16 protein-coding genes are annotated in these 13567 nt (G+C 58.8%); 8 read left to right on the plus strand and 8 right to left on the minus strand.

All coding sequences use genetic code 11. The features are described from left to right. Nucleotides 1-3 precede the first annotated feature (3 nt). Nucleotides 4-777: an enoyl-CoA hydratase-related protein gene (locus tag GRI89_RS14025; RefSeq protein ID WP_159796925.1), complete on the plus strand. Its 774-nt coding sequence runs from the start codon at nt 4-6 to the stop codon at nt 775-777. A 15-nt stretch (nt 778-792) separates the two neighbouring features. After that, nucleotides 793-1890, plus strand: coding sequence for an MBL fold metallo-hydrolase (locus tag GRI89_RS14030; protein ID WP_159796928.1), 1098 nt, complete (start codon nt 793-795; stop codon nt 1888-1890). A 16-nt stretch (nt 1891-1906) separates the two neighbouring features. Here GRI89_RS14030 and GRI89_RS14035 read toward each other — a convergent pair whose 3' ends face one another. The 4 genes from GRI89_RS14035 to GRI89_RS14050 all read right to left on the minus strand — a co-directional run bounded on the left by GRI89_RS14035 (nt 1907) and on the right by GRI89_RS14050 (nt 5377). Then, nucleotides 1907-2767, minus strand: a complete 861-nt coding sequence (locus GRI89_RS14035) for a MaoC/PaaZ C-terminal domain-containing protein (RefSeq protein ID WP_159796931.1) — start codon at nt 2765-2767, stop codon at nt 1907-1909. Nucleotides 2768-2784: 17 nt separating this feature from the next. Beyond that, nucleotides 2785-3324 carry an SDR family oxidoreductase gene (locus GRI89_RS14040; protein WP_201290941.1) on the minus strand — a complete coding sequence of 180 codons (540 nt, stop codon included), beginning with the start codon at nt 3322-3324 and terminating at the stop codon, nt 2785-2787. Between the two features lie 50 nt (nt 3325-3374). Then, nucleotides 3375-4073, minus strand: a complete 699-nt coding sequence (locus GRI89_RS14045) for a GntR family transcriptional regulator (RefSeq protein WP_159796934.1) — start codon at nt 4071-4073, stop codon at nt 3375-3377. 125 nt (nt 4074-4198) lie between these two features. Further along, complete coding sequence (locus GRI89_RS14050) at nt 4199-5377, minus strand: serine hydrolase domain-containing protein (protein ID WP_159796937.1); 1179 nt, start codon at nt 5375-5377, stop codon at nt 4199-4201. A 121-nt stretch (nt 5378-5498) separates the two neighbouring features. Here GRI89_RS14050 and GRI89_RS14055 point away from each other — a divergent pair, with 121 nt between their 5' ends. The 6 genes from GRI89_RS14055 to GRI89_RS14080 all read left to right on the plus strand — a co-directional run bounded on the left by GRI89_RS14055 (nt 5499) and on the right by GRI89_RS14080 (nt 11043). Further along, nucleotides 5499-6668 carry an LLM class flavin-dependent oxidoreductase gene (locus GRI89_RS14055; RefSeq protein WP_159796940.1) on the plus strand — a complete coding sequence of 390 codons (1170 nt, stop codon included), beginning with the start codon at nt 5499-5501 and terminating at the stop codon, nt 6666-6668. 94 nt (nt 6669-6762) lie between these two features. Further along, nucleotides 6763-7554: an alpha/beta fold hydrolase gene (locus GRI89_RS14060; protein WP_159796943.1), complete on the plus strand. Its 792-nt coding sequence runs from the start codon at nt 6763-6765 to the stop codon at nt 7552-7554. A 128-nt stretch (nt 7555-7682) separates the two neighbouring features. Then, nucleotides 7683-8159: a flavin reductase family protein gene (locus GRI89_RS18395; protein ID WP_159796946.1), complete on the plus strand. Its 477-nt coding sequence runs from the start codon at nt 7683-7685 to the stop codon at nt 8157-8159. A 5-nt stretch (nt 8160-8164) separates the two neighbouring features. After that, nucleotides 8165-9319, plus strand: coding sequence for a 3,4-dihydroxy-2-butanone-4-phosphate synthase (gene ribB / locus GRI89_RS14070; RefSeq protein WP_159796950.1), 1155 nt, complete (start codon nt 8165-8167; stop codon nt 9317-9319). A gap of 78 nt (nt 9320-9397) precedes the next feature. After that, entirely contained in the window at nt 9398-9988 is a 591-nt protein-coding gene (locus GRI89_RS14075) for a malonic semialdehyde reductase (protein ID WP_159796953.1), read from the plus strand. Next, nucleotides 9985-11043 (plus strand): aromatic ring-hydroxylating oxygenase subunit alpha, encoded by a 1059-nt coding sequence (locus GRI89_RS14080; RefSeq protein ID WP_159796956.1) that lies wholly within the window; start codon nt 9985-9987, stop codon nt 11041-11043. The genes GRI89_RS14075 and GRI89_RS14080 overlap by 4 nt, the downstream gene beginning before the upstream one ends. Before the next feature lie 88 nt (nt 11044-11131). On the opposite strand, the gene GRI89_RS14085 is transcribed toward GRI89_RS14080, so the two are convergent. The 4 genes from GRI89_RS14085 to GRI89_RS14100 form a co-directional block, all read right to left on the minus strand. Further along, nucleotides 11132-11878, minus strand: coding sequence for an SDR family NAD(P)-dependent oxidoreductase (locus GRI89_RS14085; RefSeq protein ID WP_159796959.1), 747 nt, complete (start codon nt 11876-11878; stop codon nt 11132-11134). A gap of 23 nt (nt 11879-11901) precedes the next feature. Next, on the minus strand, nt 11902-12336 hold the full coding sequence (locus tag GRI89_RS14090; RefSeq protein WP_159796962.1) for a nuclear transport factor 2 family protein: 435 nt from the start codon (nt 12334-12336) through the stop codon (nt 11902-11904). Between the two features lies 1 nt (nt 12337). Beyond that, nucleotides 12338-12706 (minus strand): cupin domain-containing protein, encoded by a 369-nt coding sequence (locus GRI89_RS14095; RefSeq protein WP_159796965.1) that lies wholly within the window; start codon nt 12704-12706, stop codon nt 12338-12340. A gap of 132 nt (nt 12707-12838) precedes the next feature. After that, the coding region (locus GRI89_RS14100; protein ID WP_159796968.1) for a 4-hydroxybenzoate 3-monooxygenase at nt 12839-13567 on the minus strand (729 nt) is incomplete at its 5' end.

The raw sequence follows: 13567 nt of genomic DNA on the forward strand, positions 1-13567 counted from the left end.
GCGATGGACACCGTACTTTATGAAATCGCGCGCCCGCATGTCGCGCTGGTGACTATCAACAGGCCAGACGCGCGCAACGCGGTGAACTCGCAAGTAGCGATCGAGCTCGATGCAGCGGTCAAGCGTGCCGAGCGGGATCCGGATGTCTGGGCCGTCGTACTGACAGGTGCCGGAGGGGTGGCATTCTCAGCCGGAGCAGACCTGAAAGAGGTCGCTAACGGTAACATCGACGGATTGTACACGCCTGAAGGACAATTTGCCGGATTCGTTAAACACAAGCGCGAAAAGGCCTGGATCGCCGCGGTGGAGGGTTTCGCGCTCGCCGGTGGCTGCGAGCTGGCACTAGCCTGCGACATGATTGTCGCATCGGAGCCATCGTCATTCGCGCTTCCCGAGGTTACTCGCGGACTGGTTGCCGCGGCCGGCGGTGTATATCGTCTAGTACGCGCCATACCGAAGGCGCTCGCGCTGGAGCTTATTGCAACCGGCGACAGGATATCGGCCCAACGCGCCGCCGATCTCGGACTAATAAATGCCGTCACGCCGGCGGGTGACGCGCTTGCAGGCGCGCTGACGCTGGCGGAGCGCATTTGCGCCAACGCGCCGATCGCGGTCCGAGAGAGCCTCAATGTTGCTCGAATGGCGCTCGATCTTGACGATGACGAGCTGTTCGAGCGTGGGCTGGCCGCCCAAGACAATGTCCGGACAACCGTAGACTTCAAGGAAGGCCCGCGAGCCTTCGTGGAGAAGCGGGCTCCGATTTGGACGGGCCGATAGTTGAGAGGATATTCGATGCTAAAGAAGGCGATCATTGCCGCCGCAATAGCCACCTCGCTGGCCAGTTCGACTGTTGCTGCACAGGAAGACACCGCCACTGTCGAGATAGTTACCCTTGGCACAGGAGGAGGCCCGACACTCCGCGCCAACCGCAGCCAGGCCGCTTCGCTCGTGCGCGTTGGCGAAGCATATTACCTCATGGATGCAGGGATCGGTACATCGCGCCAGATGACGCTTGCCGGTGTACAGGCACAGATGCTCAATGCCGTCTTCATCACGCACAATCATGCCGACCACAGCCAGGACCTCGTCAACATCGTCGGGGCACGACTGCTAGCACGAATGGGTGAGGCCCGTCGGGAAGAGCCCCTTGCGATCTACGGTCCTCCCGGCATCCGGGCCATGGTCGATGAAGCCGTGGCCTATGCGCTTGCTGGCCCGCTCGAGAATTTCCAACTTTTCACGGGCGAAATCCCGGATCCTGCCGGCACTTTCGAAGTGTACGAGATTTCCACAGACGGTGTGATACTGGACACAGATGGCCTGACTGTCGAAGCGATCGAGAACTCACATTACCAGCTTCTCCCCGCCAACCAGCGGGAGACGCAGAAGTCCTATAGCTATCGCCTCCAGACCGATGCCGGCGTCATCGTGTTCACGGGCGACACCGGCCCCGACGGGGCATGGACCGAAATACTGCGGAACGCGGACGTCGTCGTGGCGGAATCTTCGAATGTGGAGGCCATTCGCGCAATGATGGCGCGGGCGGCATCAGTGTCCGCTGACGTCGATCCTGTCATTGCAAACGCCAACCAGGCGCGTCTCGAATTGCTGATCAACCATTCGACCCGGCAGCACATTCCCGCCGACCAACTCGGCGAGTTGGCGCAGGGAATGGGCGTTCGTGCATTGATTCTCAATCATTTCGGACCGGAGACCGACATCGTCGGCACCGACCAGAACGTGGCGCAGGTGCGTCGCGCATACCTGGGACAAATCGAGGTCAGCGAAGATCTGGCGCAGTATTGCCTGCGGCGGTCACCCACGGAAGGGATAAGTACTCTGACGACCTGCCCATCATCGGCAGGTTCCGATGATCGAGGCAATCAGTAGGTGCGAAGCAGCCGTTTCAGGGTTCAGCAAAGACTGCCACGCCACGATCAAGTACGATCGTCTTCCGCGCGGGAACACTTACCCTGAAGGCGCGCGCGCTGTCGCTGGTTTTCCAGATCTCCACCTCAAGACGGTCGCCAGGATATACCGGTGCGGTGAAGCGGCATTGCAACTTGCGCAAGTTGAACCCGTTATCCGGCAAGGCCGCCTGGAGAATTGCTCGACAGGCATAGCCATAGGTGCACAGCCCGTGCAGGATCGGCGAGGGAAATCCTGCCGCCTTCGCAACCTCGGGATCGTAATGCAGCGGATTGCCGTCCCCCGAAAGCCGATACAACAGGGCCTGTTCGGGCCGGGTCGCAAGCGTGACCTGCACGTCCGGTGGCCCGTCCGGGACTATCGGCAGGATTTCAAGTTGCTGCCCCGCCGACCCGCAGCCGCCATCTCCACGAAGATAGGAAATTTGCCGGACCCGCGCGATCAACCGATTGTCTGGCTCACTGTAAATGAGCCGTTCGGCGCGCAGGAAAGCTCCTTTGTTCGCTCCCTTGTCGACAATCGCATCAATGCGAAGCTCACCCCGAACATGACCTTCAATCGGCAAAGGCGCATAGAAATCACACGATTGTTCCGCATGCAGGATCTGCTTCCAGTCGATGCTGTAGCGTGGTTCCATTTGCCAGAAGCCCGGATAGGCAAGGACGACCGCCATCGTCGGCAATGCGACGAGGCGGTCTTCGCAAACGTAGAATAGTTCGCGCTCGTCACCCTGCTGACCGGCGCCGACACCCAGAGCATAGAGGATCGTATCGCGGCGCTCGAAACGATGGCGGATGGTTTCTGGAGGCAGGCCGACCAGGTGGTGCGGATCGATCATTCGAAGTTCCTCAGTACCTAACCGTAACGACCACCGGTGACATGCAGGACGTCGCCGGTGATGTACCCGGCAGCCTCCGAAGCCAAGAACGTTATGGCAGCAGCTACGTCTTCCACCCGGCCTAGGCGAGGCAGCGGCAAGCTGGCCTCTGCATTCGCCTTTATCTTTTCGAAATGTCTTAGGCCCCTGACCGCCGGAGTATCGACAATTCCGGGAGCCACCGCATTCACAGTGATGTTGTGACGTCCGTTTTCCAGGGCCATCGAGCGCGTGAGGCCAAGTAACCCCGCCTTGGCCGACGAGTAGTTGGCCTGTCCCGGATTGCCCAGATACGCGCGTGAGGCAATGTTGATAATCCGTCCCCATTGACGCTCAATCATGAAAGGCAGGACGGCCTTCGTGCACAGGAAGGCGCCTTTCAGCACGACGTCGACGACGGCATCCCAATCGTCCTCATCCATCTTGCCGATGTGGCTGTCGCGGGTTAACCCGGCATTGTTGACCAGGATATCGACCGGCCCCTTATCATTTGCGGCATTGCATTCGCATTCGGACACCGGATCGTCGGTTCAGGCGGCGCGCTCGGCCGATCGAATGACCGCAAGCCTCAGAGCGTGACGGCTTTCTGGTCGGAAATCTCGCTCAGGATGCCGGAATACGAGGTCGTAATACCAAGAGAAATGCGTGCCTCCGCGGTATCCGGGTCGCGGAGCCATGACAGGTCGTTCCAGAATTCCAGCTGCGCATCCGACCATTCCTTGCCCCGCTCCGTCAGCAGATAAAGGGTGAATATTCGGTGCTGCTCGCTCATCAGGCGCTTGTTGAGAAAGATCAGGTCGCGGTTGTCGGATGCTTCGGCGAAAAGGCCAAAGGCAGCATTTGACTGGTCCATGATCGCGTCGACATCGTTATGAACATTCCTCGACTGGACGATCTTCTTGAGCCGTTGCCAATGTTCTTCGGTAAAATTCTCGGCAGCACGGCGAACCATTAGTGGCCCAACCAGCTTAAAGACGTCGTAAAGATCGCGCACTGTCTTCGGCGTGACTTCGGTGACTCGATAACCGCTTCGCGGCAGGGTTTCGACAAGGCCTTCAAGGTCGAGACGGGCAAGAGCCTCGCGCACCGGCGTGCGCCCAAATTCTGTTCGGGCCACCAATTCCTTCTCGGTGATGCGTACGCCTGGGGCGAGATCGCAATGCACAATCAGTTTGCGCAAAGCCAGGTAGCATTCGTCTGCAAGGCTCAGACGCTCGCCTTGATCGGACGCCTGCTTGCTACCTCGTGCCCGGGATCCAACTGCCATAATCGCTCCTTCAAGGTCCACAACTACTGGAGCCACCAAATTCCATCAACTGGCCACACGGTCATGCAATCTGCCAGCACCCTTCACCACGAAAGACAATCAAATTTGATATATCATGCCTCTTTTCAGCCGCTGCGAAATTTACAGACAGCAGCTTCAATTTCTGCATGTGTCTCGTCTGCGACTGCGCCAATGCCGGGCACCAACATGACGAGTACCGCGTCCAGCTGCGGTATGGCCCAGGCGCGACGGGTGCCAATCCCGTCCCAACCGAAGCTGCCGATCGGAAGCGAAATGTCGGCCACAGCGGCTTCGACGATTGCCACCCCGTATCCATAGGTTAGCCCGGGAACTGTTTTTGGATCGAGGGTTGCGTACTGCCCCGCCCGGACACCAGGAAAACCAAGCGCTCCGATCTGATTGCGCCTGATCATCTTGCGCGCTTCGGGAGCCAGGATTGATGCCGCATGGCGATCACCAGACAGAAGCAAATCAACGAATTGCGCATAATCCCGCGCGGTTGAGATCAAGCCCGCCGATCCCGAAAGATATCCAGGGCGCAATACCGGAACATGCATGAGCGACCCGCAGGGCAAAATGCGTTCTTGATCGGCATGTCCCAAGCCAAACATGGTGTCCCGCATGTCGAGGGGATCGAAGAATTGCTTCGTGGCAAAGTCGGCGAAGCTTGACCCGCTGACAAGCTCGACGATGCGGCCAAGAATGTCGAACCCGGCTGCGTTGCTATAGCTCCAACGAGATCCTGGCTCATAATCCAGACTCACGGAGCCAAGCTTTTTGACCCACGAAGCGAGGTCGTCTTCCGGTTCGATCGCGGGCAGATCGGGATTGAATATCCCGATCGTTTGCAGTCCAGACGTCATGGTTAGGAGGTGGTGGACTCTGATCTCCTCGCTGGCGTCAATGAAAAGATATTGGGGCTGCGCCGGCAGTGGGCCGAATCCGGGATAGAATTCCGGAGGAGCCTCACCCTCTACCAAGTAGCGAACCCTGCGAGTGGACGAAAAGGATGGAATCCAGCGCGAAACGGGATCATCGACGGAGAGGCGCCCCTCGGCAACGAGCTGGGCAACGCAGGCTGCTGTCACAACCTTTGTCAGCGAGAAAATCGGAAAGATGCTGTCGGCTTCAAGCTGGAAGGATGGATCGACATCGGCTGTGCCTTGCACATCGATCAATTCCTCTACCCCGTTTCGCATAAACAGGGTGATCGCGCCGCTGATACTTCCTTTGTCGACGTGACGAGCGATGATCCCAGCGACTTCCTGACCTAGTGCCCGCATTCGACTCCCCCCCCCCCCGCTCCGCTTCTTCTGGTACGCTTCGGTCGAATAGGACCTTGCGCGAGTGGCTGCAACTGATATATCAATGGCAGAATCGAGAGTTGGAGCAGGAGAGTTCGTCGTGATCAAGGTTTGGGATTTCGATTTCAATCAGGTGCCAGGCAAAGCCGCCCCTGACTATGATGACCACGAGGTGGTCCAACGGGCCTTCGATCACAACCTGGATCTTATGGTCAGCCTCGAAGGGCGCGGCTTCGAAGGCGTGTTCTACAGCGAACACCATTTCATAGCTGCAATGAGCCCCTGTCCGAACCTGTTGATCGCTGCATTGGCGGCAAAGACCGAAAAGATGAAGATCGGCGTCATGGGTAATGTTCTGGCATTCCACCAGCCCTGGCGGCTTGCGGAAGAACTCAACATGCTCGACTACCTTACGCATGGCCGGCTTGAGGTCGGTGTGGCGAGTGGGGTGCCGCCTGAATTCCGCTTCGTGGGCATCCCGGTAGAGGACGTCCGTCCGATGTACATCGAAGTACTCGATTTCCTGCAGTCCGCATACGAGCGGAAGTTCGTCACTCTCAAGGGCAAGTTCTTTGACCTCGAGGCCGTTCCGGTCATGCCCCGCCCACGCAAGGAGCAACGCCGCCGGCATTGGATGACGATCTACTCTGAAAGGTCCTGCCGGGATGCTGCGCAGCGGAACTTTAAGGTCTGCACGGGGTATCAGCCGGTTGAAACTGCTGCGATCGCGTTCGATGCCTATCGTGAGGAGGCTGCCCAACATGGCAGGTCTGTGGGGCCGGACGATATCGGGGTCCGCAGGCAGGTCTTGATCTGGGATACCCAGGCGGATGCCGAGGCATTGGCCGCAGAGCTCGAAGCGAGCAACAAGGCGCGCATGGCGTCTATATTCCAGGACATGTTCGCACGCTTGGCAAAAGAAGGCGTCGCCATACAGGACGCCATGAAACCGGCAGGTTCGGTAAAGGATTCAGGGGTCATGGACGCCGCCGCGGTTCCGCGTGCGGAAAAAAATCTGACCCCGGGAGCGCCAAAGGTTGACCCCACCGGCGCGCTCCAGGTCAGCCCCGACGAATATATCACCGGTTCGCCTGAAAGCGTTGCCGAGCAGATCATCGATCAGTGCCGTCGGCTCGGCGCGGGCAACATTATGGCCTATCACGCGCCGACAATGGACGAGGCGCAGATCGCGCGGAACTATGCCCTTTGGGAAAAGGTCATTCCGATCGTGAACAAGGCCGACGTCTTGAAGGCTCCAGCCGCCGCCTAAACACAGAGGCGGTGCAACCTTCGGCGGGTCTCTCATGTTGGCCAGGTCTGACCGGGCCATCCGAGCTCCCGCAAAGAGAATGAGAGGACAAACAATGGCTCCAGGCAGCAAGTTCACCCGGCATAGCGTTGCGTGCTTCGGATATGACATTCCCTATGCCGAAGCAGGCAGTGGCGATGTAATCGTCAGCCTGCCGGGATCCGCTGGTTTGGAGATGTCAACGGCGAAGGATATCCTTGCCGAAAGCTATCGGGTTATCGAATTGGACCCTCCAGGTTGGGGGGATACCCCCGCGCTTGCAGCCGAAATGAAGCAGCGGCATCTGGCAATCGTGCTTGCCGAGGTAATCGCCGATCTTGGGATCGCTCGCTACCATCTCATTGGCACGTCGATGGGCGGGGCAAATGCCTACTGGCTCGCTGCACAATTTCCCGAGCGGGTCAAATCCCTTACGCTGGAAGCACCGATGGTCTTCCACCGGCAGGAGGATCTGCACAATCCAGACGAGGGGTTCATTCAGGCCCTGCGAGCGGGTGCCCCTGCCCCCGACGTTTCTGGCTACCCTGCCCCTCCCCCACACCCGCGCAAGCCCTGGGCCGATGCCAACTTCTTCCGCGACCAAATGCGAAAGCGGTTCAAGATGATGGCCAAGACCGATTACCCCGGCGACAATTCCGCGCTCGAGGAATTTGCGCACCGAGGCAAAGTCCCAACCACCTTGCTGATTGGATCCGAAGACGAAATCCTGAAGCAAAGCTTTGCCGATCAATTCCAGGTTACGGTGCCCCATGCGCATGTCGTGCGCATCGAGGGGGCAACGCACGATATCCAAAACACCGCTCCGGAGGCGTTTGTCGCCGCAATGCAAGCACAGGTATGCGGCTAGGGCTGGACCACGCAGGATCGGCAGTTCGTTCGGCGTCGCAATACCAACGCAGCCGCGTGCAGAAATTGACGTTCTCCGTGCGAGCAAGGGAGTGCGAAGTGGTCGATTCTAGTCTCTTTCGAGAAGGCATGAGGCGACTTGCAGCGTCGGTCCATGTCGTTACGTGTGACCACGCAGGCGATCGGCTCGGTTGTACTGCGACCGCAGTCTGTTCGTTGTCAGATCAGCCTCCCTCACTACTTGTTTGCCTGAACCAGAAGAGTCAGACGGCATCCGGTATCAAGGCAAGCGGACGTTTTGCTGTGAATGTCTTGGCCTCGGACGATCGGGCCGTGGCAGCCCACTTTGCCAGCCGGGCATCGTCTGCTGAGAAGTTCGCTCGAGGTGAATGGTTGGCTGCTCCTAACGGGGCTCCCCTGCTGTCATCCGCATTGGTGTCGTTTGCATGTTCCGTCGAAGACATTGTCAGCGCCGGGAGCCACTGGATGATTGTCGGCAGTATTGAGGCAATTTCATTGGGAGATGAGGAGCGTGCATCACTCCTCTACTCGCATGGGAATTACGGCAGCTTTTCCTCGCGGTCCCCACAAGAACTACAGGCGTAGGTGACATGACAGCCCCAACCAAAGCGAAATTCGAATTGTCGACTCCCGAGGAGATAATCAACGAAGCTCGCAACGGCCGCATGTTCATCCTGGTGGACGACGAAGATCGGGAGAACGAGGGAGATCTCGTCATACCTGGGCAAATGGCAACGCCTGATGCTATAAACTTCATGGCCACCTATGGCCGCGGACTGATTTGTCTCGCCCTGACAACGGAGCGAGTTGAGCAACTCGGCCTCAGGCCCATGAGTCCTATGAACGGGACCCGGCATGAAACAGCCTTCACGGTCTCGATCGAAGCGCGAGCGGGCGTGACTACTGGAATTTCTGCGGCAGATCGTGCACGCACCATTGCCGTCGCAGTCAATTCGGCGATGGGACCTGATGATATCGTCACACCTGGTCACGTATTTCCACTTGCGGCACGAGCCGGCGGGGTGCTCACGCGCGCGGGACATACTGAGGCGGCAGTCGATGTCGCTAGGCTCGCGGGACTTGATCACTCAGGCGTCATATGTGAGATTCTGAAAGACGATGGGACGATGGCCAGAATGCCGGATCTCATCCAGTTCAGCGAGCGTCATGGCCTTCGTATTGGCACAATTCGCGATCTGATTGCCTATCGCCGGAAATTTGACAGCAATATCGAGAAGATATCCGAGTTTGCTTTCGAGTCCCATTTTGGCGGCAGTTGGAACGCCATCGGATTCTCCAACAAGGCAACCAAGGCCCAGACGCTTGCGCTCGTCAAAGGCAAACTGGACGCAACAAGTCCAACGTTGGTGCGGATGCACCAGATGAGCTTGATCTCGGATTGTCTCGGCGGAAAAGGCGACCGCGAGGGCTTGCTGCTGAGATCAATGGAAATAATCGCAGAAGCGGGATCGGGCGTCATCGTCGTCCTGAACCGAGCCACACCCGACTATATCTCAACGGTCATGCAAGCACGGCAAGAGGGATTGGATCCAGTGGAAATGCATGCCTTGCGCGACTACGGCATGGGCGCGCAGGTGCTCGCTGAGCTAGGCGTCCACGAGATGATCTCGCTTTCGAATTCCCCGACGAGCCCGATTGCTCTCGCAGGCTACGGTTTGTCGATCGTGGGGCAGAGACCAATCCCGCCTCTTCATTTCCCTGCTGACCTAGAAGCAGCGGAATAAACGTGAATTCCCTGTCGATGCCAGATTACCTGATCAGATGTCTGGGCAGAGGCAATTACGAGGGGACAGGAAATCGGAATGTCGTCACCGGTGAATGATGAGGCTCTCAATCGCTTGTTCCGAACTGCCCGAACGCATTATATCTGGTCGGAGCGCCCAATCGCGAATACGGACCTGAGGCAGCTCTACGATCTCCTCAAGTGGGCACCCACAAGTACCAACGCCAATCCAGGCAGGTTTGTCTTCGCCAAGAGTGACACCGCCAAGGCACGCATAGCCAATTGCTGCGTACCAACGAACCAGGCCAAAGTCCTTGGATCTGCATGCTGCGCGATTATCGCGTGGGATACCGACTTTCCGGAGTTCCTGCCGAAACTGGTTCCCCATGCTGACGCACAGGCAATCTATCGTGGCAAACCGGACCTGATAGAGGAGACCGCGTTCCGCAATTCCTCGTTGCAAGGCGCTTACCTGATCCTTGCCGCCCGTGCGATTGGTCTCGATGCGGGGCCGATCTCCGGTTTCGACAATGCTGCACTGGACCGGGAGTTCTTCCCTGACGGGCGCTGGCGTTCCAACTTCCTGTGCAATCTGGGATACGGCGATCCCGAAAAGCTGTTTCCCAGAAACCCGCGCCTGGACTTCGACCAAGCCTGCATTGAAGCATGAGTTTCAGCGCGAGACCAAGATCCATGTTTGTTCAGAACAGCTGGTATGTCTTTGGCTGGAGCCACGAAGTAGCGGAGCCGAAAGGGTTGCTTGGCCGCGTCATCATCGGGCAGCCAATTGTCGTTTGGCGCGATGGGGAAGGCGTCCTGCACGCAATGGAGGATCGATGTCCGCATCGTCATGCACCAATGTCCAGGGGAAAGGTGCACGGCGACACAATCCGCTGCATGTACCACGGAATGACATTCAGTACCCGAGGTGAGTGCGTTGACATGCCATTGGTGCAGCCGGCCCCCGACTGCAGGCTTCGGACGTATCCCGTTACTGAGCGGGACGATTGGATTTGGGTTTGGACCGGCGAGCCGGGTGGAGAAGCGGCCATCGAAGTTCCGCGAGCCATCGGCATTAACGCCCCTGGACGCCCGATGATGGCATCTCAAATCGAGTACGATGCCCACTACCAACTGTTGCACGACAACCTGTGCGATCTTTCACATGTCGATTTCGTGCATAGGGAATCCCTGAAGCGGGCGACGGGCGCAGATTGGGCGGAAACTGCGCCGCGAATAACGCACCGCGATCGGGGACTCAGGTTCGAGCGCTGGTTCGAGGAAGCCGAGCTGCCCGGCAAGCCAGAGCTAAAGGTGGATACCTGGATCGAGATCGATTTCACCTTTCCGGGAATATTCGTCATGCAAGGCGAACGGCACGCGGCGGGAACCGCCGCAGCCTGCAATCGACAGCGCCCACTCGGCATTGAACCGCTGATGCGCAATTTCGAGCAGCAAGCCGTCACCCCGGTAGGTGCAAACAGAACCGCATATTTCTACGCAACCGGCCTGTCCGGGAACACGTCCGAAACTGACGCTCACGTGACTCGAAGAATGGCAGTGGTCAACGCCGCATTCGAGGAAGACCGGCAAATGATCGAGGCGCAGCAGCAGATCTGGAATTTGACGTCGGCTGACCACACGAAACACTTCTTGCCGCAAGACAAGGGGCCGTTCCTGATGCGCAAGTTGGTCGATAAGCTGTTGAAGGCCGAACGCGGCTGATCACATACACAGAAGGCGGACATTGCTCCCGGTTGCAGCGATCGTCCGTAGAACGACGAGGCCGAAGGCGGGCACTATTCATCCGCGATCAGAGCTGCGCCTCGCCGCCATCGACGGGGTAATCGGCCCCGGTCACAAAGCTGGATTCCGGCGACAGCAGGAAGGTGGCCACAGCAACCGCCTCCTCGACCCCGCCGACTCGTCCCAACGGTATCATCTTTTTGAGCACTGCCTCCATCTCGGCCTGCTGTTCAGCCGGAAGCGCACCACCGCCGTGGAAATCCGTGGCGATCGGGCCAGGACTGATCGTGTTCACCCTTATGCCCTGAGCAAGCAATGCGCGCGCAAGAACCAGAGCAATGGAACGGATTGCACCTTTCGAACCGGCATAGAGCGCCGCTTCCGGCGTTCCCTTCAACTTGGCGCCTGAACAGGTAAGCAGCATCGAGCTGCCACTCTTCATCAGCGGTGCCAGCGACTGCGCACCGAAAAGCACGCCAGCAACGTTTAGTTCGAAAGTCTCCCGGAAGCTGTCCAGGGTTATCGAGCCAAGAGGTGAAGGAATACCGATGCCTGCATTCAGAAACACCCCGTCGATCTTCCCGAATTGCTGTTTGACCTTTTCTGCCAGCGCATCCGCCTCAGCTTGCTCCCGGGCGTTGTTGCGAACCCCTGTGATATTTGGATGCAGGTTGGATACGGCAGCGAGACGCTCTGGGTTCAAGCCGGTGACCAGAACCTTGCCGCCTTCCTCTGCAATCCGCAAAGCGGTTGCCTTACCGATGCCATTTGATCCGCCGGTCACGACATAGGAGCGATCTGTGAATCTGCCCATTTTCAACTCCAGTTTTCCTGCGGTTACTTGGCGGGCTCGAGCACGGGACTGGCCGCGTAACGCGAGATCTTCCAACCAGACGCAGTCTTCGTCAGGTCGATGCTCCAGTCTCCGGCTGCCTGGGGGGTCCCCGGAAGGACGCGAGGCAAGGTATCGCCCTCGCTCCTCGGAACCCGGTAAACCAAAATGTAGGCTGTAGCCGTCGCCGCGCCGACACCAGTGGGCGTTACCAGCAGGTTAGACATGATATGGCGCGTGGCGATTGACGCCGGACGTCTCTCCAGGAATCCATGCGCGGCGGAACCTTCAAGGACCTCGCCTCCGGGAGTATGGATGCAAGCATCGACAGTAAACATGCCCGCAGCATCCTGGTTGCGCCCCTCATCGAGGGCGGAGCATAGCCGCACCAGAAGGTCCGAACATTCGATCTTACAGGCCAGATCGTCGATCGTGGTCATTTCAGTCCTCCAGCGCGATGAAGATGCTGTTGCGTGGGAGGCCATCGAACGCCTTTGACTTGTGGCCCTGTCCAAAGGTGTCCTCGACCAGCACGATGTCGCCTGGGTGGATGAGACGCGCTTCGCCATCGCTTGCGGTCAACTCGGCGACCCCACCGCTCAGGGTAACGACGAGCTGGCGTCGCGGAGCTGGATGCCAGCCAAGATCCTGGTTTTCTTCGGTCTGCCGAAACCACAAGCCAGACGTCTTCAGAGGCTCCGAGAGCGCACCACCCATCGGGTGGGCATTTAGTGGAATCTTGATGTCACGGAAGTGAGAGACACCTTCCTCATCCGCCCAGAGATTTATTACCTCAACCAATTGTTCCATTATTCGGTGCCCAATTCTGAAGGGTGATAAATAGGGTGATGGGCCTGAATGCGCCCATAAGCGGTTCACGCCCTAGCAATCGCTCATTCTGATATATCACAGATTTACGGGTGATCAATGGATTTGGCCATATCAAACTGCCAACCCAACGTAATTCTCGGCGATGGCGGTCTGCGCCGCGCGGCTCGAAGCGATGTAGTCGAGTTCGGCGACCTGCATCGCCCGCTCGAACGGCCCGTCCTCGGGGAAGCGGTGCATGAGCCGGGTCAACGACCAGCTGAACCGCTCCGACTTCCACACCCGTGCCAGCGCCTTGTCCGAATAGCCGGCGACGGCATCGGCATCGTTCGCCCTGAAGAACCGGACCAACGCCTCGGCGGCATAGTGCACGTCGCTGGCAGCGAGATTGAGGCCCTTGGCGCCGGTCGGCGGAACGATGTGGGCGGCATCGCCGCACAGCAGCAGGCTGCCGTGGCGCATCGGCGCGAAGACGAAGCTCCTGAGCGGGGCGATCGACTTTTCGATCGAAGGCCCGCGGGTCATGTGCGCGGCCGCCTCGGGGCCAAGGCGGATGGCCAGTTCGTCCCACACCCGCTCGTCGCTCCAGTCCTCGACCTTCTCGGTCAGCGGGACGTCGACATAATAGCGGCTGCGCGTCGGGCTGCGCATGCTGGCGAGCGCGAAGCCGCGTTCGTGGTTGGCGTAGATCAGCTCGTGGTTGCACGGCGGCACGTCGGCCATGATGCCGAGCCAGCCGAACGGATACTCGCGCAGGTACTCCTTGCCGACCGATGCCGGGATCGCCTTGCGGCTCGGCCCGTGGAACCCGTCGCACCCGGCGATGATCCGGCAGTCGATGCG

It is taken from the genome of Croceibacterium salegens (assembly GCF_009827435.1).
In the GTDB taxonomy this organism is placed as follows: Bacteria; Pseudomonadota; Alphaproteobacteria; order Sphingomonadales; family Sphingomonadaceae; genus Croceibacterium_B; species Croceibacterium_B salegens.

Bases quoted from the DNA above. Each gene is read 5' to 3' on its own strand.
- GRI89_RS14025 (WP_159796925.1), top strand. From the start codon at position 4: ATGGACACCGTACTTTATGAAATCGCGCGCCCGCATGTCGCGCTGGTG.
- GRI89_RS14030 (WP_159796928.1), top strand. From the start codon at position 793: ATGCTAAAGAAGGCGATCATTGCCGCCGCAATAGCCACCTCGCTGGCC.
- GRI89_RS14035 (WP_159796931.1), bottom strand. From the start codon at position 2,767: ATGATCGATCCGCACCACCTGGTCGGCCTGCCTCCAGAAACCATCCGC.
- GRI89_RS14045 (WP_159796934.1), bottom strand. From the start codon at position 4,073: ATGGCAGTTGGATCCCGGGCACGAGGTAGCAAGCAGGCGTCCGATCAA.
- GRI89_RS14050 (WP_159796937.1), bottom strand. From the start codon at position 5,377: ATGCGGGCACTAGGTCAGGAAGTCGCTGGGATCATCGCTCGTCACGTC.
- GRI89_RS14060 (WP_159796943.1), top strand. From the start codon at position 6,763: ATGGCTCCAGGCAGCAAGTTCACCCGGCATAGCGTTGCGTGCTTCGGA.
- GRI89_RS18395 (WP_159796946.1), top strand. From the start codon at position 7,683: ATGAGGCGACTTGCAGCGTCGGTCCATGTCGTTACGTGTGACCACGCA.
- ribB (WP_159796950.1), top strand. From the start codon at position 8,165: ATGACAGCCCCAACCAAAGCGAAATTCGAATTGTCGACTCCCGAGGAG.
- GRI89_RS14075 (WP_159796953.1), top strand. From the start codon at position 9,398: ATGTCGTCACCGGTGAATGATGAGGCTCTCAATCGCTTGTTCCGAACT.
- GRI89_RS14080 (WP_159796956.1), top strand. From the start codon at position 9,985: ATGAGTTTCAGCGCGAGACCAAGATCCATGTTTGTTCAGAACAGCTGG.
- GRI89_RS14085 (WP_159796959.1), bottom strand. From the start codon at position 11,878: ATGGGCAGATTCACAGATCGCTCCTATGTCGTGACCGGCGGATCAAAT.
- GRI89_RS14090 (WP_159796962.1), bottom strand. From the start codon at position 12,336: ATGACCACGATCGACGATCTGGCCTGTAAGATCGAATGTTCGGACCTT.
- GRI89_RS14095 (WP_159796965.1), bottom strand. From the start codon at position 12,706: ATGGAACAATTGGTTGAGGTAATAAATCTCTGGGCGGATGAGGAAGGT.